Source organism: Nonomuraea sp. NPDC049378 (assembly GCF_055586745.1).
Map to the genome: position 1 here is coordinate 218,582 of NZ_JBVJHP010000018.1, position 20,481 is coordinate 239,062.

Below are 20,481 nucleotides of genomic sequence, written 5' to 3' on the forward strand. Positions count from 1 at the left end.
GTGTTCGATGTGAAGCTGGTGGTGCAGGTGCGGCTCCTGCCGACGCCCGAGCAGGCGGCGGCGCTGGAGGCGACCCTGCGCGCGGTCAACGCAGCAGCCTGCCAGGTCTCCACGCTGGCCTACGATCAGCGGGTCTTCCGTAACTACGACCTGCGCAAGCACGCCTACACGAGCATCAAAGACCACTACGGGCTGGCCGCCCAGGCCGCTCAGCACGTCATCAAAAAGGTCGCCGACGCCTACGCCGTCCTGCACGCCAACCTGCGGGCCGGGAACCTGGGCAAGCCGGGCTCAGCGCGACGCCTCAAAGCCGAATCCAAGCCGATCGCCTTCCGTCCCGACGCCGCTCAGCCCTTCGATGACCGATGTTTGTCCTGGCAGATCGACGCGCGGACGGTGTCGATCTGGACGGTTGCCGGGAGGCTGAAAGACCTGACGTTCACTGCCTCCGCCGAGCAGCTCAAGACCCTGTCGGCCTACCGGAAGGGCGAGTCCGACCTGGTCTGCCGGGACGGCATGTGGTTCCTGATCGCGACCTGCGACCTTCCCGACCGGCCGGTGAGTCTGCCGGACGGCTTCCTGGGCGTGGACCTGGGCATCGCCAACATCGCCACCACCAGCACCGGCACCCGGCATTGCGGCAAGGGACTGAACGCGGTCCGCCGCCGGCGGCGCGAGCTGCGACGCCGGTTGCAGGCCAAGGGCACCAAATCGGCCAAGCGGCTGCTGAAAAAGCGGCGCCGGGCCGAGGCGCGCTTCGCCGTCAACACCAATCATGTCATCGCCAAGCAGATCGTGACCGAGGCAGAACGCACCGGACAAGGGATCGCCCTGGAAGACCTCCAAGGCATCCGCGACCGGGTACGGCTTCGCAAGCCCCAGCGGGTCACGCTGCATGCGTGGAGCTTCCACCAACTCGGGAGCTTCATCTCCTACAAGGCGGCCCGGGCCGGGGTCGCCGTCATCCACGTCGACCCGTCCTACACCAGCCAGCAGTGCTCGGCCTGCGGTCACGTGGACAAGAACAACCGGCCCGACCAGGAAACCTTCTCATGTACGTCGTGCGGCTTCGCTGAGCACGCCGACGTCAACGCAGCCCGCAACATCGCCTCACGCGGTGTGGCGGGCTGGGCAGTGAGTCACGCTGCCTGACGTGGACCTCGCCGTCAAAGCCATCGACGGCGAGGAGCTGCAAGCTCGGTCGTTTACGGCCGAGAAGCTGACCTTGTACGCGTGCTCGCCCAGCAGGAACACCACGGCGGTATGCGTCTCCTTCGTCGTGGCGAACATGACACCATCTCCTCCGGTGCGGGAACGCATCAGGGTCGGCGGCACGGTCAAGGTCTTCCTCACACCACCGCGACAGGGCAGGGCGCGTGTTGGAGGAGGAAGTTCGCGGTGCCGAAATGCGCCGCTTGGCCGCGTCCGACGACCGTGAGGGTCGCGCGCTCGTGAGCATCGCCACGCTGCACCCGGATGCCCGGGTGGCGCGCCGCCCAGTCGGTCAGATCCGCCTGTGCGGTGACGGGGACCTGGCGTATGGCCGCCTCGCCGAACGCGAACTCGAGGACGGACGCGTCGGGTTCCTTGTCGGCCACGACGATCGGCCCGGGAGTCGCCGACGCGGGCAGCGGACCAGGGCCGCGTACGATGATCACCGGGCATTCGGCGTGGGCGGCGACATAGCCGGCCACCGAACCGACGACCACCCTGGGCAGCGCGCTCAGGCCGCGGGAGCCGACGATGACGAGTTCGGCGCCGCTGGAGAGCTCGACGAGGCGCTGGGCTGCGGACCCTTGGTGGAGGTCGGTTTCGACGCGTACACCCGAGCTGCTGGCGCGGGCGCAGTCGGCTCCGTGCCACAACACGTGCTCGGCCGCCTTGCGCAGATGTGCTTTGGCCTCCTCCTCCGCCTCGCCGTAGGGCCATTGCCAGGCGTGCGAGACGGTCAGGGGGAGTTTCCTCAGCTCTGCCTCGTCGAGCGCCCAGTCCAGGGCCTGCATCGCGAAGTCCGAGCCGTCGTAGCCGAGGACGATGTGCTTCATGTCAGTGGCCTCCCTGCGCCCAGTCTTCGCTCCGGCAGCTCCCTCTCGTAGGGCTGAGCGACCCTGGCCTCGAAGGACCTTGGTCCCGACGGAAGCCCACGAAGACCAGCAGCACGATCGTCACGGCCCGGAGCAGAAGCCGGTTGCCCAGCAGCGCGGACGGCTCAGCGGGTCGCTGGTGGGGCCGGGTGACGGCGTAGTGCCCAGCGGCGTTCGTGACGGCAGCCTCATCAGGATCTCCACCGCATCCCGGTACGGCGCTCGCCGGCGTCGTTTCGTCGATGCCCGGCCAAAGTTCGGGCGAAAGAATGCGAAAGCTTCTAATTCGGACAAGTGTGTCCCTGTCGTCCTGCGGTGCGATCTGCCGAGAGTGGACAGGTGAACGAGACATTGGGCGTGGTCAGCGGCTATGACGGCTCCGACCACTCGATGCAGGCGCTGGACTGGGCGATGGACGAGGCCGAGCTGCGAAGGCTGCCGCTCACCGTCTGTCACGCGTGGCAGTGGCCGTACGGTGACGGGGATCCGGCGGCCCGCGAGTCGCTGCGCCGCGCGGCCGAGCACGTGTTGTGGCACGGCGCCGACTGCGCGCGCGCCAGTTCCAGCGGCCTGCACGTGCGAACGGACCTGTACGAGGGCTCGACGACCAGCCGTCTGGAGGAACTGTCGGCCGCTGCCGCACTCCTCGTGGTCGGCTCCCGCGGGCTGGGCGCGATGGCGAGGGCGGTCATCGGCTCCGTGGCGGCGCACGCGGCGTCCAACGCGCGGTGCCCGGTCATCGTCGTCCGCGGTATGGGTGCTCTGCCGCGAAAGCCCCACCCGGGGCCGATCGTGGCGGGTGTGGCGACCGACGACAAGGCCGACGCGGTGCTTGGATTCGCCTGCGCGGAAGCCGCCATGCGCGGCCTTCCCCTGGTGGTCGTGCACGCCTGGCGCCAGCCACCGGTGGCCTGGGGAGGAATGACGTTCCCGGTCATGGATCCGCTGGCCGTTCAGCACGCGGCCGAGAGCTGGTTGGCAGAGACCCTCGCGCCATGGAGGCAGAAGCAGCCGAAGGTCGCCATCGAGGCGCGGACGCCGCAGGAACGCGCGGGTGAGGCGCTCGCCGCCATCTCCGACGCGACCCTGGTGGTGGTCGGCAGCCCGGGCGGCAGGTTCGGCTCGGTTGCGGCGGCCATGCTGCGCAAGGCGCCCTGCCCGGTCGCGATCGTCCGCTGAGGCCCCGGGGAGGCGATGATGGGACGGCCCGTACTGGTCGGCTACGACGAGTCGCCCGCGAGCGCGGTGGCGTTGCGCTGGGCGGTCGAGGAGGCGCGGCTACGCGAATCCTCCGTTCTGGTGTGCCATGCCTGGCACTGGCCGTATCCGCGCCGGCCCGTTGAGCGTGAGGTCCTGGCCCAGGTCGAACGGGTCGCCGCCCAAGTCGTGGACGAGGGCGTGCACCGTGCTCGTGGCCTGGCCCCCGGCGTGGACGTCCTTCCGCGTCTGGAGAGAGGAACGGCTTCCACGGCGCTCCTGCGGGTCGCACGCGAGGCCGAGCTGACGGTGCTGGGCCTGCGGGGGCAAGGTGGTTTCGAAGACCTGCAGGTGGGATCGGCCGCTGTGCAGGTGCCCGCGCACAGTGCCCGGCCGGTCATCGTCGTCCGGTCTGACGCGATGCCGACCGGCGACGCACCACGCGTCGTGGTCGGTGTCGATGGCTCGCCTGCCAGCCTGGCGGCGTTGGGTTTCGGCCTGGAGGAGGCCGCGCTCCGCGGCTGCGCCGTGACCGCCATCTGTTGCTGGCGAGACTACGGGCTGCCGGCCGGGCCTGACTGGCAGCCGTTCGTCGACTCCCAGGCGATCCGCAGTGGGGCGGAGGCGCGGTTCCGCGACGCGACGTCCCAGCTGACCTCCAGGCACCCCACGGTTTCCGTCACCACAGAATTCGTGGCCGAACGGCCACAACGGGCGCTGATCGACGCGACGAAGAACGCGACCCTCCTCGTGCTCGGCACCCGGGGGAACGATTCGCCTCCTCGCCTTCTGCTGGGACCGGTGACTCAGATCGCCCTGGCCGAAGCCCGATGCCCGGTGGCGGTGACCCCACCGCCTTGATCCGCCGCCGCGCTCCCGCCTCGCGTCCGGTGACGTGATGCCGGTGCCCCCCCCAGGTCGGGCGGTGGCGGGAGACGACCTTGACGGTCATCACGTCCGCGACGGTCACGCGCATGGCGGTCAGCTCCTGTCTGGCCCTCGTGCGGCGAGGCGCCTTTTCTGGTTGTTTCCATCGCATCTCGCGGGAAGGCGAGGTTTCAGGGCCGGAAGTCCCGAGCCGGGCAGTCGTTGGTCAGCGGACGCGACATGGCCGGCGGATGGATGGGACCAATGGCGCCGTCGTTGAGGACTTCCGCCTCCGGCTGCCGGTTCCCCGCTTCGCGAGAGTGGAGCCAGGAACGCGACCCGTGTAAAGGACGACGCACCGGTCACGCGACCAGGGCCGAGGAGGAGTCATGAGGATCGAGTCGCTCACGGCGCGGCAGGTGATGAGCCGCGTTCTGGTGGCGGTCAAGCTGGACGAGTCGCCGCTCATGGCCTGGGAGCTGATGCGCCGAGCCCAGGTGCACCATCTCCCCGTCCTGGACGGTGCCGACGTGCTCGGGATCCTCTCGCGGGAGGATCTGGCGGCCTCCTGGTCAGGCAGCCTGAGGGAGCAGTCGAACCGTCAGGTGCGGGAGCTGCTGACGGGTGAACGCCGGCCGCGCGTCCATCCGGACACGCCGCTGGAACGCGTCGCGGCGGTCATGGTCGACGCGGATTGTGATGCCCTGCCCGTGCTGTCCGGTGATGGCCTGGTCGGGCTGATCACCGCCAGGGACGTGTTGAGGGCCGTGGCGGGCCATGTTCGGCCGGAGAAGCCGTCGGATGAGGTCATCACGGGGATGTTCCGCCTTGAGCCGGTGCTGCCGGTGCAGGGCTGACCTCGTCGTGACCGGCACCGTCGGACGCAGCCTGGTGGGACCTTCGGCCCGCTCATCGGGGACGTTCGCCGCTGACCGGGCGGGCCGCCGTACGTGAGCCTGGGACGTGGGAAGCGAGGTGGACATCATGTCGATCGAAGTCAGGGAGATCATGGGACGCGTTGCCATCGCGGTGCTCGCGGACGCGTCGTTCGCCGAGATCGTGGCCGCGATGAAGCGGTTCGCGGTCGGCGCGGTCACCGTGATCGACGCCGACCGGCGGCCGATGGGCGTGGTCTCCGAGGACGACCTGCTGCTCAAGGAGATCGAACCGGTACGTCACGGCATGTCGATGTTCGAGTCCCGCCACCGCCGGCGCGAGCACGAGAAGGCCACAGGAGCCACGGCATCCCAACTGATGACCTCCCCGGCGATCACTGTGACGCCGGACACCAGCGTGCGCGACGCGGCCCGGCTGATGCACGCCAAGCACATCAAGCAACTGCCCGTGATCGACGTGGTCACCGGGCGGATCATCGGCACCCTGCATCAGCGGGACGTGCTGCGGGTCTTCACCCGCCCGGCCGCCGAACTGGAGGCCGACATCCGGGCAGCGCTTCCTGCGGGCGGTCCGTTCACGATCGGGATCGACGCGGGCGTGGTGAAGGTCGGCGGACGGGTGCGGTCGAGGTCCCAGGCCATCGCCCTCACCGAGGCGGTCCGCAACGTCGAAGGCGTCGTGGACGTGCTGTGCGAAGTGGTCCCTGACAACGACGACCTCATGGCCGTCCCGCCGCTGCTGTAGCGCCCGCGCGCCCCGGCGAGGCAGGGAGCCGTCACGCTTCTCACGCGGGTCTGTCACGACGCCGGGGTACGACCATGACCGGCCGGTGGGCGTGATGCAGGGTCGCCATCGCCACGCTGCCGGTCAGGATCTCCCGCACTGCCGATCGCCCCCGTGATCCGACGACGAGCGCGGCCGCGCCGCGGCTGTGGGCGTGCCCGCCGAGCGCCTCGGCCACGGCGCGTCCGGGCGGGCCGTACCCGCTCGCGAGGTCCACCCGCTCCACAGTGAGGTCCTCGGCCGGCCGCGGGCTGTCCGCTGGTGACGCGATTTCCGCGCCGTCCACGGACGCGACGATCAGGTTCCGTCCAGGAAACAGCCGCGCCGACGCTGTGAAGGCGGCTTCGGCTCCGGGCGAGCCGTCCCAGCCGATGACCACCGGCCCGTTCGCCAGCGCCGCCTGCTCGGCGGTCAGCAGGGGGTCCGGCACGATCAGGACGGGGCGTGGCGAGTAGTGCACCACCATGTCCGAGACGCTGCCCAGGATCGCTCGGGCGCCGCCGAGGCCACGCGAGCCGACCAGGACCAGATCGGCCTCCATTTCCTGCGCGAGCTGGGCGAAGACCAGTCCTTCGCCGCCGTAGGCGCGCCGCACCAGTGGTTCGGCGTTCCATCCGGCCGTGCGCGCGAGCCTGACGCCTCTGTCGGCGAGCCGGCGGGCCTCTGCTTCGCCCTCGCGTTCGATCGCCTCGATGAAGGAGTTGAGGCCGGCGGTGCCCGTCCACAGCCGCCGGCGCAGGCTCTCGCTGGCGAACGGCGGGGTCCACAGATGGGTGATCCACACGTGTGCCTGCGGAAACAGCGCCGCACCGGCATCGATCGCCGCCGCCGCCATGGGCGACCCGTCATAGCCCACGATCGCATCGATCGCCATTGCGTACCTCCTTGGTGTCCGGCTGACCTGCGAAACCAGGTAAGCCCCCATCAGATCGACCGCACCGCTTCACCGTCAGCCTCACCGGTGTCCGATGCGCGTGGACCGTGCCACGTTCGAGGAGGAGAGCCCTCGCACTACTCCCCAGGTCGTAGAGTTCCTGCCCGCTAAGACCGGCGAGGTAGCCGGGAGAGCCGTCTATGGGCCGACGACGGAGAGGGATCCGGCGCGGAAGCATTTCCACTGATGGACCCTCTCTTCGAAAAGGACATAGCGACGATGCTGTTCGTTGAGCTACTGGTGCCCAAGGGTGTTTTCGATGCGCAAGAGCGACGAAGCCTCGCCGGGCGGCTGACCGGGCGGCGCCTGTTGTCGGCCGTGGACGGGGAGCCGGTGTCCGCCGATCCCGGGGTGCACGTGATCAGCCTTCCCGAAGGCGGTTACGGCCTGCACGGGCGGGCCCAGCGCTCCTCCGACGTCCTGCAGCTGATCGAGCGAGCCAAGATCGGCCCTGCGGCCCCGGTCCCGGACGACTCGATCGTCGATCCGGTCTGCGGCGCCACCGTCCCGCTCCAGGACGCTGTCATCCTGGAGCGCGGCGGGAAGACCTACGGGTTCTGCTGCCCCCACTGCCGCGGGCACTTCGTCAAGCAGTTGAGCGATGCGGAGGCGTCCTCATGACACTCGTGGCCAATGTCAGGCAGGAGGAGGAGTGGAACGGCGAGGAAGGCAGGGCCTGGGCCGATCACCATCAACGTCTGGATCGCATGGCCGCACCTGCCAACGAGCACCTGTTCGCCGCCGCGGGCATCGGCGAGCGTGACCGGGTTCTGGACATCGGCTGCGGCACGGGCGACACCACGCGGATCGCCGCACGTCAGGCGGCCGGCGGGCATGCCGTCGGGATCGACCTGTCGGCTCCGATGCTGGAGATCGCCCGACGCCTCTCGGCAGAGGAAGCCATCGGCAACATCACCTTCGAGCGCGGGGACGCCCAGGTCCACCCGTTGGAGGACGCGCACTTCGAGGTGGCCGTCAGCCGCGCCGGGGTCATGTTCTTCGACGACCCCGTCGCCGCGTTCGCCAACATCAGACGGTCGCTCCGCCCCAAGGGCCGCCTGGCGTTCCTGTGTCACCGCGCAGGTGAGAACCAGACGGACGTGATCCTCGACACGCTGGCCCGGCATCTTCCCACCCCGGACCCCCAAGAAAGCCTGGGAGGGGTCGCGGACTTCACCGACCCGGCCCACATCCGCGACGTGCTCGACGACGCGGGCTTCACGGCCATTGCGACGTCCCCCGTGGAGTACCTCACCGAGCTGGGCGACGATGCCGCCCACGCTGCGGATTTCCTGCTCGACGTTCAGCTGGCCGGCTTCGTCTCCGGTGCTGAAGAGACCGCCATGGCAAGAGCCCGGTCCGCGTTGGCAGAAACGTTGCGCCGCTATGAGCGCGACGACGCCGTACGACTGCTTGCCTCGGCCTGGCTGGTCACCGCCCGAACCGAGTGACGCGCGGGCATGCGCTCGCCCCTCGACCCGGCGGGGACCAGCCCATTATCGCCAGATCATCCACCTCCCATGGCCGGTGATCGGGCCGGCCGGTGTGGGTGCAGGATCCGGTCGAGGCGGGCGGCGGCATAGCCGAGGACCGACAGCGCGCTGACGATCAGCAGATCACCCGGGGCGAGGGGTTCGGTGCCGAGCAAGTCCTGCAGCAGCGGCAGGTACAGGCCCGCGAGTTGCAGGACGAGCGCACCGGCGACGGAGAGCAGCAGCAAGGGGTTGGCCCGCGAGCCGGGCCGGGTGCGGGAACCGAGCGCGACGCCGAGTTGCGTGGCGCCGAGGGCGAAGAAGGCCATGCTCTGCCAGGGGCGTCCGGTCTGGTGGGCCCAGACGGCGACGCCGAGGGTGACGGCCGTGAGGACGACGGCGATGCGGATCAGGCGCTGCCACAGTCCCGCGCCGAGGATGCTCTCGCCGGGCGGCCGCGGCGGGCGGGTCATGGATCCGGGCACGGAGGGTTCGCCGCCGAGAGCCACGCCTGGCAGTCCATGGGTGAGCAGGTTGATCCACAGGATCTGGGCGGGGAGGAGCGGGACGGCGAGACCGGCGAACGGTCCCAGCAACATCACGGCGATCTCGGCCGCTCCGCCGGACAGGCCGTAGACCAGGAACCGGCGGATGTTGGCGTAGACCCGGCGGCCTTCCTCGACGGCCGCGACCACGGTGTCCAGGTCGTCATCGGCGAGCACGAGGTCGGCGGCCTGGCGGGCGACTTCGGTCCCCCGCTCGCCCATGGCCACGCCGATGTCGGCGCGGCGCAGCGCGGGGCCGTCGTTGACGCCGTCTCCGGTCATGGCCAGGGTCTCGCCGCGCGTCCGCAGATCCTCGATGATCTCGAGCTTCTGCCCGGGGGTGGCCCGGGCGTACACGCGGGCCTGGGGCTGGTCGGGCGTCCCGGGGGCCCGGAGGTCCACAACCGGATCGCCGGTGCCGATGATGCCCAGGTCGGCGGCGATGGCACGGGCGGTTCCTGGGTGATCGCCGGTGATGAGGAGCGGTCTGATGCCGGCCCGCTTGCAGTCCGCGATGGCGGTGGCCGCGGCCGGGCGCGGAGGGTCCAGGAGCGCGACCAGCCCGAGCAGGGACAGCCCGCTCTCCGGCGCCGTCTCCGGGACGGCGTCCAGATCGCGCCCGGCCACCGCCAGGACCCGGTAACCCTCCCGGGCGAGTTGCTCGGCGCGTTCGGCGGCGCGGGCCGCCGACTCCGGGTCGCCGGCCAGAAAGGGCGGGCGGAGCAGCACCTCGGGGGCGCCCTTGCAGATCACCCGGCCACGTCCGCCGGGCAGGCGATGCACGGTGCTCATCCGCTTGCGTTCGCTGTCGAAGGGACGTTCGGCCAGCCGTGGAAAGCGCTCGTGCAGGTGCTCGCGGTCGAGGCCGAGCTTGGCGGCGGCGGCGAGCAGGGCCGCCTCGGTGGGATCGCCCAGCGCCGCCCACTCCCCGCCGTCGTCCTGCGGCGGCGACAATCTGGCGTCGTTGCAGAGCACGCTCGCCACGAGCAGGCCGGTGAGGTGGGCGTCGTGGAGGGAGCCGTCGCGTACGATCTCGCCGTCGGGTGCGTATCCGGAGCCGGTGATCGTGGCTTCTCCCGAGGGAGTCCAGAGGCGCCGCGCGACCATCCTGCCTTCGGTGAGGGTGCCGGTCTTGTCGGTGGCGAGCACGGTCACCGCGCCCAGCGTCTCCACGGCGGGCAGCCTGCGTACGAGAGCGTTGCGCGCCGCCATCCGGCGGGCTCCCAGGGCCAGGCTCAGAGTCACGACCGCGGGAAGGGACTCGGGCACCGCCGCGACCACCAGGCTGATCGCGGTCACCACCATCAGCTCGACCGGTTGCCCGCGGACCAGACCCAGCGCCAGCACGAGCGCCGACAGCGCCACCGCCACGCCGGCCAGCAGGCGGCCGACCCCCACCAGGCGGCGTTGCAACGGCGTCAGACCGGCTCCTTTGACCATCATGGACGCGATCCGGCCGCTCGTGCTCGCCGCCCCCACGGCGGTGACCGTCGCCGCGCCACGTCCTCGCACCACGACGGTGCCGGACGAGACCTGGTCGTCGACGGCCTTGTCCACCGGTACGGACTCTCCCGTCAACGACGACTCGTCGACGAGCAACGCGGCCGATTCCGCCACCGTGGCGTCGGCCACGACGATGTCGCCCTCCGCCAGGGCCAGCAGGTCTCCGACGACCACGTCGGCCGCAGGGATCTCCTTCTGCGAGCCGTCGCGGATCACACGCGCTGTCGGGGCGGTGAGCTGTGACAACGCCGTGATCGCCCGGTCGGCGCGCACCTCCTGCACGACCCCGACGGAGGTGTTGACGAGGACCACCAGCATGATCACGGCGGTGTCGGTCCAGTCGCCCGTGGCGACGGTCAGCGCCGCCGCCACGAGCAGGACGATGATCAGTGGATCGCGCAGGTGGACGGCGACCCTCCGCCACAGGGGGACGGGCGGCTTCTCCGGGAGCAGGTTGGGCCCGTCCCGCTCCAGACGCGCCTCGGCTTCTCCGGACGACAGTCCGGGCCGTGTGGGAACCACCACGTCGTCCTCCCTGCTCCTAGCTCGGCAGAACCGCCGCATCGTTTCGCATACCTGTTTTCGCAGGAAACGAACACGCAGCCCAGGGACGAAGGTCCAGGAAGGGGAAGCAGGACGGCAGGTGCGTGACCGGGGCTGCCGTCCTGGGTGGCTCAGCGGCGTATCGCCGTTTCAGCCGTTGTCGATTGGTACGTGGTCGCGTACCTGCGCGGCAGTGATGGCCACGGTGGTGACGATGTCGGCGACGGTGGCACCGCGGGACAGGTCGTTGACCGGCTTGCGCAGCCCTTGGAGCACCGGTCCCACCGCGACGGCGCCGGCGCTGCGCTGGACCGCCTTGTAGAGGTTGTTGCCGGTGTTGAGGTCGGGCACCACGAAGACGGTGGCGCGCCCGGCCACCTGGCTGCCGGGCATCTTCGTCCGCGCCACCGCGGGGTCGACGGCCGCGTCGTACTGGATCGGCCCTTCCGCCGGCAGGTCAGGACGGCGCCGGCGGACCAGGTCGGTGGCGGTGCGGACCTTGTCGACATCGGCGCCGGCGCCCGAGGCGCCCGTCGAGTACGACAGCATGGCGATCTTGGGATCGACGCCGAACAGGGTGGCGGTGCGGGCTGAGGAGATCGCGATGTCGGCGAGCTGCTCGGCGGTGGGATCGGGATTGACCGCGCAGTCGCCGTACACCAGCACCCGGTCGGCCAGGCACATGAAGAACACGCTGGAGACCAGCCCCAGGCGCAGGATCTCGAACGCCGGCCTGATGGTGTGGGCGGTGGTGTGCGCCGCGCCCGAGACCATGCCGTCGGCCATGCCCGTGTGCACCATCAGCGTCCCGAAATAGGACACGTCGGTGACGGTGTCGCGGGCGAGTTCGACGGTCATGCCCCGGTGCTCCCGGAGTCGGGCGTACTCGCGGGCGAACCGCTCGCGCAGCTCCGCGTCGAACGGGCTGAGCACCCTGGCGTCGTCCAGGTCCAGGCCGAGCTGGGCGGCCTGCACCCTGATGCGCTCCTCGTCGCCGAGCAGGGTGAGCTCGGCCACGCCACGGCGGAGCAGGACGTCGGCCGCCCGCAGGACGCGCGGCTCCTCACCTTCGGGCAGCACGATGTGCCGGCGGCGGCCACGCGCCCGTTCCAGCAGCTCGTACTCGAACATCAGCGGCGTGACGACGTCGGTCTTGGCGATCGCCAGCCGATCGAGCAGCAACCGCCCGTCGACGTGCTCGGCGAACAGCCGCAGAGCCGTGTCGATCTTCCCGCCGGCCTCGGGGGTGAACTGGCCGTCCACGGCCGACAGGCGGGTCGCGGTGTCGAAGGTGTCGTGGTCGGTGCCGATCACCGGCAGGGGAACGGCCATGCTGCCGAGCAGCCGGTCCACCGGGCCGGGCAGATCCGTGCCACCCGTCATGATCACCGCCGACAGGGCGGGGAAGCCGGGTGCCGCATGCGCCGCGATCAGCCCGGGCAGGAGCGCGGCGGCCCGATCAGACGGGATGATCACCGCGGCGCCTTCGGTGTAGCGGTCCAGAATGCCGGGCAGCGACATCGCGCCCACCATCAGCGCGCTCGCCTCCCGGCCGAGCCCGTCGCGCTCGCCGAGGAAAAGCCGGCCGTCGCAGGCGTTCAGCAGGTCGGCGACGGTGGGCGCGCGCAGAGAGGGGGTTTCGGGCAGGGCGAACACCGGTGTCGGGTGGTCGATCGCGACGGGCTCGGCAGCCGCCCGGGTGACCACGACCGCGAGCTCCCTTGCGTGGTGTTGCGCCAGTTGCCGGGACGACAGCTCGACTGCGGCGGCGATCTGCGGGGCCGTCCTGCCCTTCCCGCTCACCACGTTCAGCACCGGCGTTCCCAGATCCGCTGCGAGCCTGGCGTTGAACTCGAACTCGGTGGGCGCGCCCACGTCGGTGTAATCGGTTCCGACCACGACCACCGCGTCGCACCGCCTGGCGAGCGCGCGGTAGCGGGCCACGATGTCGCCGGCGGCACGCTCGGCGTCGGCGTGCACCTCGTCGTAGGTGACGCCCGCGTACGTTTCGTACGGCATGGCGAGCTGGAATCTGCTCCGGATGGTGTTGATCAGATTGTCCTCGCGCCCCGTACGCACGACCGGCCGGAACACGCCCACGGTCTCCACCTGCCGGGACAGCAGCTCGACCATGCCGAGGGCGACCGTGCCCTTGTTGCTTCCCGCCTCGCCCGCCGCGACGTACACCGCACGTGTCATGTTCACCATTGTCGGCAACCGCGGCAGTTCCACTCGCCGAGGGGTCGCCGCGCCGCCTGTCAGGAGATGACGGCGAGGGCCTGGCGGGCGATCTCCCACTCCTCGTCGGTGGGGATGACCAGCACCGGCACCTCGGCGCCGGGAGGCGAGACAGCCCGTTCACCGGCAGTGTCCGGCTCGTTGAGCGCGGGATCCACGGTGATGCCCAGGCGGTCGAGGCCGGTCAGGGAGTCAGCGCGGGTGGCGGCGTCGTGCTCGCCCACGCCGCCGGTGAACACGATCGCGTCCACCCGGCCGAGCAGCGCGTAGTAGGCGCCGACGTACTTGCGGATGCGCCGGGTGTAGATGTCCAGGGCCAGCCGGGCCGCGTCGTCGTGGCGGCCGCGCACCTCACGCATGTCGAGGCTCCCGGCCAGGGCGAGCAGGCCGCTGCGGTGGGTGAGCGCATGCTCGGTCCGCTGGGCGTCGATGCCGTCCGTCCGGGCGAGGTAGCCGGCGATGGCGGGGTCGACGTCGCCGGAGCGCGTCCCCATGACCAGCCCCTCCAAGGGCGTCATGCCCATGGAGGTGTCGACGCTGTGGCCGCCGGAGACGGCCGTGGCGCTGGCGCCGTTGCCCAGGTGCAGCACGATCAGGTTGAGGCCGGCGAGGTCGCGGCCGAGCAGGGCGGCGGCGCGGCGGGAGACGTAGGCGCAGGAGGTGCCGTGGAAGCCGAAGCGGCGCACGTCGAGCCGTTCGCGCCAGTCCCGGGGCACGGCGTAGGTGTACGCCTCGGGCGGCAACGTGCGATGGAAGGCGGTGTCGAACACGGCCACCTGGGGCACGTCGGGAAACACCTTGCGCGCGAGCCGGATCCCGGCGAGGTTGACCGGGTTGTGCAGGGGAGCGAGCGGAGCGAGCTCCTCGATCGCGGCGATCACCTCGTCGTCGACGACCACGGCCTCGGCGAACCTGGTCCCGCCGTGCACGACCCGGTGCCCGACCGCGACGGGGGCCGGCTCGGGGCCTGCCGCGGCGAACGCCTCCATCATCGTCTCCAGCCCTTCGCCGTGCCCGGAGAAGGTCCGCTCCCTCACGTACGGCGGCCGGCCGCCGGCCCGGTGCGTGAGCCGCCCGATCTCCTCGCCGATGCGTTCGACCAGGCCGCGGGCCGGGCGTTCGCGGGTCTCGACGTCGATGAGCTCGTACTTGATCGAGGAGGATCCCGTGTTCAGGACGAGAATGCGGCCGGCCATGTCCAGGAGCCTACGTCCGGGGGGCTTCGCCGAAGGGCTGCCAACCGCCCGTGAGGCGCGTCAGGGCGGCCTTGAGGAAGGGCGCGAGCAGGGGGTTGCCATCGCCTGCCCGAGTGGCGAGGGCGACCTGGCTCGGCTTCACTCCCTCCAAGGGGATGCTGGTGAGGCCGGGGTGGAGGGTCTCCGCGCGTAGGCCGGCCGAGACGATGGCCACGGCCTGCCCGGCCGCGACGATCTCGAACTTCTCCTCAGGCGCCTCGACGAGCGGGCCGTCCGGCGCGGGACTGCCGTCCGGCCGCGGGTCGATCCGCCAGTAGGCGTTCCAGGCCGTGTCGGGCAGGCGCGGCAGGGCTTCGTCACCGATGTCGTCGAGGGTCACCCGTTCCTTGCCGGCCAGGCGGTGATCGCGGGCGACGAGAAGGACCCGCGGCTCGTCGTAGAGAGTCGTCACGCGGAGCCCCTCGTCACGGAGCGGCAGCCGGCACACCACCACGTCCACCCGGCACTCCAGCAGCGCGGCGCGCGGTTCGTTCCAGGCCAGCTGCACCACGCGCACGTCGGCGTCGGGATGCCGATGACGCAGCTCGCGCACGGCGGGCATGACGGGCACGTGCAGGGTGTGCCCGACCGCGATCCTGCTGGGGTGGGCCGCGGCGCGGGTGGCGGCCACCGCCTGCGCCGATGATCGCAGCAACGCCTTGGCGCGGGGCAGGAACACCTCGCCCGCCTCGGTCAACCTGGTGCCGTGCGGGGTGCGGTCCAGCAGAGCGGCGCCGAGCTGCCGCTCCAGGCCGCGGATCTGGCGGCTCAGGGAGGGCTGGGTGATGTGCAGGGCTTCGGCGGCCCGTCCGAAGTGCCGGTGCTCGGCGACGACCGTGAAATAGCGCACTGATCGTAGGTCCAGATCCGGCGCTGATTCCGCCATGCCTGCAGCATAGCCCGCGGCTGACGTCGGGTGATGCCTCGAACGTATGGCGATGCCGCGCAGGCTTTGGACTTCGCGCGCCGGCCTTCCGACGATGGGGGCGTTGATGCGTGATCCTGCCGGCTCGGCGGAGCTGCGCACCCCCGTCCGACCGGGGCCCTGCCGTACCAGAAGATGGAGAGCCACATGCCTGAAGCAACTCGCCGCGCCGTGCTGGGAGCGGCGGCCGGACTGTCAGCCATCCCGCTCCTGGCGGGTACGGCGAGGGCCGCGTCGACGGCCCCCGACGAGGACCAGATCCTGCAGCAGATGGCCGACGCGTTCGGCAACCAACTCCGCTCGCCGATCATGCATTCGCCGGAGGAGCAGGGCCTCGACCACGAGGACGTTTCCTTCCAGGCGGTTGACGGCGTGCCCATCGAGGGCTGGTTCATCCCTGCTCGGGGATCCGACAAGCTGATCATCGCCAATCACCCGATGGGATTCAGCCGGGCCGGGCTGCCCGGCCAGTTGGAACCGTGGAAGTCCATCTGGAGTTCCAGCGACAACGACATCGAGGTGGACCTCCTACCCGACTACAAGATCCTGCACGACGCCGGGTACAACGTGCTCGCCTACGACCTGCGCAACTACGGCCTCAGCGGAGCCGCCAACGGCGGCATCGCCTCCAGCGGGATCTTCGAGTCGCGTGACGTCCTCGGCTCGCTGCGGTACGCACGCGAACGCCCGGACACGCGACGCATGCGGATCGGCCTGTTCAGCCGCTGCCTGGGCTGCAGCGCCACGTTTCACGCGATGACCAGGGACCCGCGGGCGTTCGAGGGCGTGCGCTGCCTGGTGGGGCCGCAACCGGTAACCATGGAGGTCATCATGGCGCGGCGGCTGGTCATGGCGGGCGTGCCCGCCGACCGCATCGGCGAGCTGGAAAGGCGGGTGGTGTTGCGCACCGGCATCCCGTTCGCGGCGCGGCAGCCACAGGAGTGGGCCAAGGGGGTCCGGGTCCCGACGTTCCTCTACCAGGTGCACGACGACACGCTGACCCACCCGAGCGACGTGCAGACGATGTTCGACAACATTCCGGTCGCCGACAAGAAACTCCAGTGGATCCGCGGTACCAGCCGCCGCTTTGACGGCTACCTGGAGTTCCAGAGACGCCCGCAACCGATGCTGCAGTGGTTCCAGTCCCACATGGAGTCCTGAGAGGGGCATGGCCGGCCGGGCACGGCTCCGCGAGGTGAACGTCAGGTCAGGTAGCGCAACCAGAGGTACGGCGCGGTCAGCGTGATGGTCACCATGGTGACGACCAGGCCGTACTTGGTGAACTGCCAGAAGCTGATCGGGGTGCCGTTGCGGGCGGCGATGCCGAGGATGACGACGTTGGCCGCCGCGCCGACGGCGGTGGCGTTGCCGCCCAGGTCGGCGCCGAAGGCCAGCGCCCACCACAACACCTGGGCCTGGTCGTTGCCGCCGCCCGCCTGGACCAGTTCGGCGACGATGGGGCTCATGGTGGCGACGTAGGGGATGTTGTCGACGATGGCCGACAACCCGGCCGAGGCCCAGAGCAGGCCCATGGTGGTGAGCTCCGGCCGGCCTGCGGTGGCGGCCGTCGCGGCCTGGGAGATCTGGCCGATCACGCCGGTCTCCACGAGCGCCCCGACCATGACGAACAGCCCGGCGAAGAACACCAGCGTCGGCCACTCCACCTCTTCGATCGCGTCCTCGGTGGTCACCTTCGTGGCGGCCACCAGGACGCCCGCGCCGAGGATGGCCACCACCGACGGCTCGTAGTGCAGCACGGGATGGAGCACGAACCCGATCATGACCAGGGCCAGCACGGCGAGGCTCTGCCAGAGCAGCCGCCGGTCGGCGATGGCCTCCCGCTCGTCGAGCGCCATGATCTCGGCCGCGCGGTCCGGGTCGTAGTGGAAGGACCTCCTGAACAGGATCCGGCACAACCCGATGAAGACGATCATCAGCACGATGACGAGGGGCGCCATGTGGATGAGGAAGTCGTTGAAGCTCAGGCCCGCGCGGCTGGCGATGATGATGTTCGGCGGGTCGCCGACCAGGGTGGCGGCGCCGCCGATGTTGGAGGCCATGGCCTCGGCGATGAGGAACGGCGCCGCGTTCAGCGCCAGCCGTTCGCACACCAGGAAGGTCACCGGCGCGATCAGCAGCACGGTGGTGACGTTGTCCAGCAGCGCCGAGGCGGCGGCGGTGATGACCACCAGCAGCACCATCAGCCGGTACGGATGGCCCTTGGCGCGTTTGGCCGCCCAGATCGCCAGGTATTCGAAGATGCCGGTCTGTTTCAGCACGCCGACGATCACCATCATGCCGAGCAGCAGGAAGATGACGTTCCAGTCGATGCCGGTGTGCTCGTCGAAGAACGCGGCTCCGGCGTCGGTGGCGTGGATCAGCAGCATGAGGCCGGCGCCGCCGAGCGCGGCGGCGACGCGGTGGATCTTCTCGGTGGCGATCAGCGCGTACGCGCACAGGAAGACCGCCACCGCCAGCCATGCGGTGACGGTCACGCGGCCACCGCCCGGTCCAGCAGCGCCTGCAGCGTGACCGCGCCCAGCAGCCGCCCGTCGTTCACCACGGCCACGAGCGGGCTGTGCGTGCGCGCCATCAACGCGGCCAGCTCCAGGATGGTGGCATCGGGGTCGCTGATCGGCAGTTCGCGCGGCTGTGCCGGTAGCGCCTCGCGGACGGTCCGGCCGGTCAGAGCGTGCAGGAACCGGTCCGCGTGTGGTTCGTCGACGACCCGCGCCAGCGCCGGATCGTCCTGGCAGTAGCCGGGCACGGCCAGCCTGAGCACCTGCGTGCCGGGCAGGATGGTGACGGGCAACCCGTGCTCGTCGACCACGATGAGGCCCGGCAGGTCCTGCTCGGCGAGGAGCCGGGCGGCGGCGTACACCGAGGTGTCCGCGGTGACGGTCGGAAAATCGCATGCGAGATCGCCTGCGCGCATCTTCGTGCCTCTTTCGTGATCGACGATGAGAATCGCCGACCAGACTTCCCGGCACACCTGCCATCAACGTATCAACTATCCGCGAACGGTGGCGACCGGCGGAGAACGGGAACGATCACCTCCCGCCCGTTCCGGCGAATGGAGGACAACGTGGCCAGGAAGCGTTCGTGACGGGCCTTCGCGGTCACCAGGCCCAGGTGGGGTGGCCGGTGGCGGCCTGGGACACCGTCCAGAGGCGTTCGCGCGCGGCCTCGTCGTAGGCGAAGGCCGGGGCGCGGACCGGGCGGAGGTCTTCGTCCACGTAGGGTCCCGGTAGGTTCCCGTCCCAGGTGGCCAGCTGGGCGTAGGTCTCGCCGAGACGTTCGGCGGGGGCGGCCATGCGGTTCTTGGGGGCGTACAAGGTGCGCTGCAACCAGGGCATGGCCGCCACGCGGTCCGGGTCGAGACGTACGGCGGGGACGCGCACGCAGGTCGTCTCCAGGTGTCCTGCGGCCCTCTCGGCCAGGGTGAACGTGGTCATGATCTGGGCGAGTTTGGCGTGGTAGTAGGCGCGGGTGGGGCTGTACCAGCTCGGGTCGTCGAGCTGGTCGAAACGGATCCGGATGCGTGGCATCGAGAGCAGGCCCTTGCTGGCGACATTGATCACGCGAGGCCTGTCCGCGGCGGCGAGCAGCCGGCTGAGGCGTGCGGTCAGCAGGAAGGGACCCAGGTGGTTGGTCGTCCAGAACAGTTCGTGCCCGTCCACCGCGAACTGGGGCGCGCGGAGCGTCTGGTCGAAGACGGCGGCGTTGTTGATGAGCACGTCGAGGCGACCGGCGGTCCGCGCGAGCTGCTCGGCGGCGGCCTCGATGGAGGCGGGCGCCGACAGGTCCGCCTGGACCAGGTCGGCCGGGTGCGCGGCGCGGGCGTTGATGTCGGCCAGCGCGGCGCGGCCCCGGTCGGGGTCTCGGCACAGCGCCAGCACGTGGTGGCCCGCGGCGGCGAGGGCGCGGGCGGCGCGCAGGCCGATCCCGGAGCCGGCGCCGGTGATGGCGATGGACAACATGCGGGGATTCTAGTCTGTTCGGAACAATCCGAACAGACTAGAATCTGTGCGTGACCGGTGCCGAGGAGTTCGTGGAAAGTGCCGGGCTGTACTTCGAACGTCTGGGGCTCAGCCGTACGGCAGGCCGCGTCATCGGCGCGCTCCTGGCCGATCCGGACGACTCCGCCGACGCCCCGACGTTGTGCGAGCAACTCGGCGTGGCCAAGAGCAGCATGAGCGTCGCCCTGGGCCAGCTCGAACGGGGCGGGCTCGTCGAGCGCTTCCGCCCGCCGCGAGGCCGCCGCGATCACTACCGGCTGACCGAGGACGTCTTCGGACGCGCATTCAGGGCCAAGATGGCCGAGTTCACCGCGTTCGCACAGCTCGCCGAACAGGGCCTCGCCGCCGTCGGCGACAACCCCAAGAGCCGGGCCAGGCTGGAGCTCATGCGCGACATGTACGGCTTCATGGGCCGTGAGTTCCCCAAGCTCCTCGACCAATGGGACCGAGAGCACCGCCGACGGCCGAGTGGCGCCTGACGGCACCGCCGGCTCGGCGCGCCGCACGATCGTGTCCACGGGCGACCGCGTGTCCCAGGCCGAGGCGCGCCGGTGGCGGGCCCTTCCCCCGTCCCTGTCACACCGGCAGAGGCTCGGCACGGGAGGCGATTTCGTCGCGTACGCGGCGCCGGTAGCGCAGCGGGGATTCGCCCACCTTGCGTTTGAACGCGGTGCTGAACGCGCTTTCGGAGGCGTACCCCAGTTCGGTCGCCGGCGACCCGACGCGGACGTCGCCGTCGCGGAGTGCCCGCCGGGCCGGCAGCATCCGCCACCGGTTGAGGTAGGTCAGCGGCGGCACGCCCGACACGGTGCGGAAACGCTCGGCGAACGACGTCCGCGATATCGCCGCGGCCCGCCTCGACATCGGCGTGGCCCGGCGTCGGCGGCCGGGCACAGGGAACCCGCGCTCAGCCAGCCGGGCCTGCGCAGCAACACACGACACCGGCCAACCGCAGACCGAACGCCATCGAAACCTGTTGGTGCCGGAACGGCTGGCCGACGCGCTCGGCCCTCGAGGACGCTCTGTCCGAGTCCACGGTCTCGACCATCTGCCAGGCCATCGTGGCCGGGGCTATTGCCAACTCTCTTTCCGACCGCGCGCTGAGTTGTGGCTCGATGGGCCGCGGTGTGCCCCCGTGACATGCACGGCGGCGGCGACGGCGGTGGACACGTCGGGGTGGAAGACGCTCGGGATGATGTAGTTGGGGCCGAGCTCCTCGGGCGTGACGACGGCGGCGAG

Annotated in this window: 19 protein-coding genes; 9 read left to right on the plus strand and 10 right to left on the minus strand. The window is 70.6% G+C overall.

What is annotated here, in order from left to right:
- The first annotated feature begins 9 nt into the window (after positions 1 to 9).
- The gene (locus ACZ6SA_RS35045; protein WP_465833036.1) at positions 10 to 1,152 is read left to right on the plus strand and encodes an RNA-guided endonuclease InsQ/TnpB family protein; all 1,143 of its coding nucleotides are present in this window, start codon (positions 10 to 12) and stop codon (positions 1,150 to 1,152) included.
- A gap of 197 nt (positions 1,153 to 1,349) precedes the next feature.
- On the opposite strand, the gene ACZ6SA_RS35050 is transcribed toward ACZ6SA_RS35045, so the two are convergent.
- Positions 1,350 to 2,045 (minus strand): universal stress protein, encoded by a 696-nt coding sequence (locus ACZ6SA_RS35050; RefSeq protein ID WP_347650756.1) that lies wholly within the window; start codon positions 2,043 to 2,045, stop codon positions 1,350 to 1,352.
- Between the two features lie 378 nt (positions 2,046 to 2,423).
- On the opposite strand from ACZ6SA_RS35050, the gene ACZ6SA_RS35055 reads away from it, so the two are divergent.
- The 4 genes from ACZ6SA_RS35055 (at position 2,424) to ACZ6SA_RS35070 (ending at position 5,789) form a co-directional block, all read left to right on the plus strand.
- Positions 2,424 to 3,263: a universal stress protein gene (locus ACZ6SA_RS35055; protein WP_465833038.1), complete on the plus strand. Its 840-nt coding sequence runs from the start codon at positions 2,424 to 2,426 to the stop codon at positions 3,261 to 3,263.
- Positions 3,264 to 3,281: 18 nt separating this feature from the next.
- Positions 3,282 to 4,142 carry a universal stress protein gene (locus ACZ6SA_RS35060; protein ID WP_465833040.1) on the plus strand — a complete coding sequence of 287 codons (861 nt, stop codon included), beginning with the start codon at positions 3,282 to 3,284 and terminating at the stop codon, positions 4,140 to 4,142.
- A 395-nt stretch (positions 4,143 to 4,537) separates the two neighbouring features.
- Positions 4,538 to 5,005, plus strand: a complete 468-nt coding sequence (locus ACZ6SA_RS35065) for a CBS domain-containing protein (protein WP_347650762.1) — start codon at positions 4,538 to 4,540, stop codon at positions 5,003 to 5,005.
- A gap of 127 nt (positions 5,006 to 5,132) precedes the next feature.
- Positions 5,133 to 5,789: a CBS domain-containing protein gene (locus ACZ6SA_RS35070; RefSeq protein WP_465833043.1), complete on the plus strand. Its 657-nt coding sequence runs from the start codon at positions 5,133 to 5,135 to the stop codon at positions 5,787 to 5,789.
- A gap of 40 nt (positions 5,790 to 5,829) precedes the next feature.
- On the opposite strand, the gene ACZ6SA_RS35075 is transcribed toward ACZ6SA_RS35070, so the two are convergent.
- Positions 5,830 to 6,702 (minus strand): universal stress protein, encoded by an 873-nt coding sequence (locus ACZ6SA_RS35075; protein ID WP_347650764.1) that lies wholly within the window; start codon positions 6,700 to 6,702, stop codon positions 5,830 to 5,832.
- 279 nt (positions 6,703 to 6,981) lie between these two features.
- Here ACZ6SA_RS35075 and ACZ6SA_RS35080 point away from each other — a divergent pair, with 279 nt between their 5' ends.
- Positions 6,982 to 7,383, plus strand: coding sequence for a YHS domain-containing protein (locus ACZ6SA_RS35080; protein ID WP_347650765.1), 402 nt, complete (start codon positions 6,982 to 6,984; stop codon positions 7,381 to 7,383).
- Positions 7,380 to 8,213, plus strand: a complete 834-nt coding sequence (locus ACZ6SA_RS35085; protein WP_465833045.1) for a class I SAM-dependent methyltransferase — start codon at positions 7,380 to 7,382, stop codon at positions 8,211 to 8,213. The genes ACZ6SA_RS35080 and ACZ6SA_RS35085 overlap by 4 nt, the downstream gene beginning before the upstream one ends.
- 56 nt (positions 8,214 to 8,269) lie before the next feature.
- Here the strand turns inward: ACZ6SA_RS35085 and ACZ6SA_RS35090 are convergent, their stop codons facing one another.
- The 4 genes from ACZ6SA_RS35090 to ACZ6SA_RS35105 all read right to left on the minus strand — a co-directional run bounded on the left by ACZ6SA_RS35090 (position 8,270) and on the right by ACZ6SA_RS35105 (position 15,184).
- Positions 8,270 to 10,807 (minus strand): cation-translocating P-type ATPase, encoded by a 2,538-nt coding sequence (locus tag ACZ6SA_RS35090; protein WP_347650767.1) that lies wholly within the window; start codon positions 10,805 to 10,807, stop codon positions 8,270 to 8,272.
- 168 nt (positions 10,808 to 10,975) lie between these two features.
- On the minus strand, positions 10,976 to 13,024 hold the full coding sequence (gene pta / locus ACZ6SA_RS35095) for a phosphate acetyltransferase (RefSeq protein ID WP_465833048.1): 2,049 nt from the start codon (positions 13,022 to 13,024) through the stop codon (positions 10,976 to 10,978).
- 59 nt (positions 13,025 to 13,083) lie between these two features.
- On the minus strand, positions 13,084 to 14,259 hold the full coding sequence (locus tag ACZ6SA_RS35100) for an acetate/propionate family kinase (protein ID WP_347650769.1): 1,176 nt from the start codon (positions 14,257 to 14,259) through the stop codon (positions 13,084 to 13,086).
- A gap of 10 nt (positions 14,260 to 14,269) precedes the next feature.
- Positions 14,270 to 15,184, minus strand: coding sequence for a LysR family transcriptional regulator (locus tag ACZ6SA_RS35105; protein WP_347650770.1), 915 nt, complete (start codon positions 15,182 to 15,184; stop codon positions 14,270 to 14,272).
- A 186-nt stretch (positions 15,185 to 15,370) separates the two neighbouring features.
- Between ACZ6SA_RS35105 and ACZ6SA_RS35110 the strand changes: the two genes are divergently transcribed.
- Positions 15,371 to 16,384: an alpha/beta hydrolase gene (locus ACZ6SA_RS35110; RefSeq protein ID WP_465833051.1), complete on the plus strand. Its 1,014-nt coding sequence runs from the start codon at positions 15,371 to 15,373 to the stop codon at positions 16,382 to 16,384.
- A gap of 41 nt (positions 16,385 to 16,425) precedes the next feature.
- On the opposite strand, the gene ACZ6SA_RS35115 is transcribed toward ACZ6SA_RS35110, so the two are convergent.
- The 3 genes from ACZ6SA_RS35115 to ACZ6SA_RS35125 form a co-directional block, all read right to left on the minus strand.
- Complete coding sequence (locus tag ACZ6SA_RS35115) at positions 16,426 to 17,718, minus strand: ArsB/NhaD family transporter (RefSeq protein ID WP_347650773.1); 1,293 nt, start codon at positions 17,716 to 17,718, stop codon at positions 16,426 to 16,428.
- A complete protein-coding gene (locus ACZ6SA_RS35120) occupies positions 17,715 to 18,158 on the minus strand; it encodes a CBS domain-containing protein (RefSeq protein ID WP_347650774.1) in 444 nt (147 codons plus the stop codon). The genes ACZ6SA_RS35115 and ACZ6SA_RS35120 overlap by 4 nt, the downstream gene beginning before the upstream one ends.
- A gap of 184 nt (positions 18,159 to 18,342) precedes the next feature.
- The gene (locus ACZ6SA_RS35125) at positions 18,343 to 19,203 is read right to left on the minus strand and encodes an SDR family NAD(P)-dependent oxidoreductase (RefSeq protein WP_465833054.1); all 861 of its coding nucleotides are present in this window, start codon (positions 19,201 to 19,203) and stop codon (positions 18,343 to 18,345) included.
- Between the two features lie 50 nt (positions 19,204 to 19,253).
- On the opposite strand from ACZ6SA_RS35125, the gene ACZ6SA_RS35130 reads away from it, so the two are divergent.
- On the plus strand, positions 19,254 to 19,721 hold the full coding sequence (locus tag ACZ6SA_RS35130; protein WP_347650776.1) for a GbsR/MarR family transcriptional regulator: 468 nt from the start codon (positions 19,254 to 19,256) through the stop codon (positions 19,719 to 19,721).
- A 97-nt stretch (positions 19,722 to 19,818) separates the two neighbouring features.
- Here the strand turns inward: ACZ6SA_RS35130 and ACZ6SA_RS35135 are convergent, their stop codons facing one another.
- Positions 19,819 to 20,106 (minus strand): helix-turn-helix transcriptional regulator, encoded by a 288-nt coding sequence (locus tag ACZ6SA_RS35135; RefSeq protein ID WP_347650777.1) that lies wholly within the window; start codon positions 20,104 to 20,106, stop codon positions 19,819 to 19,821.
- Positions 20,107 to 20,481 lie beyond the last annotated feature (375 nt).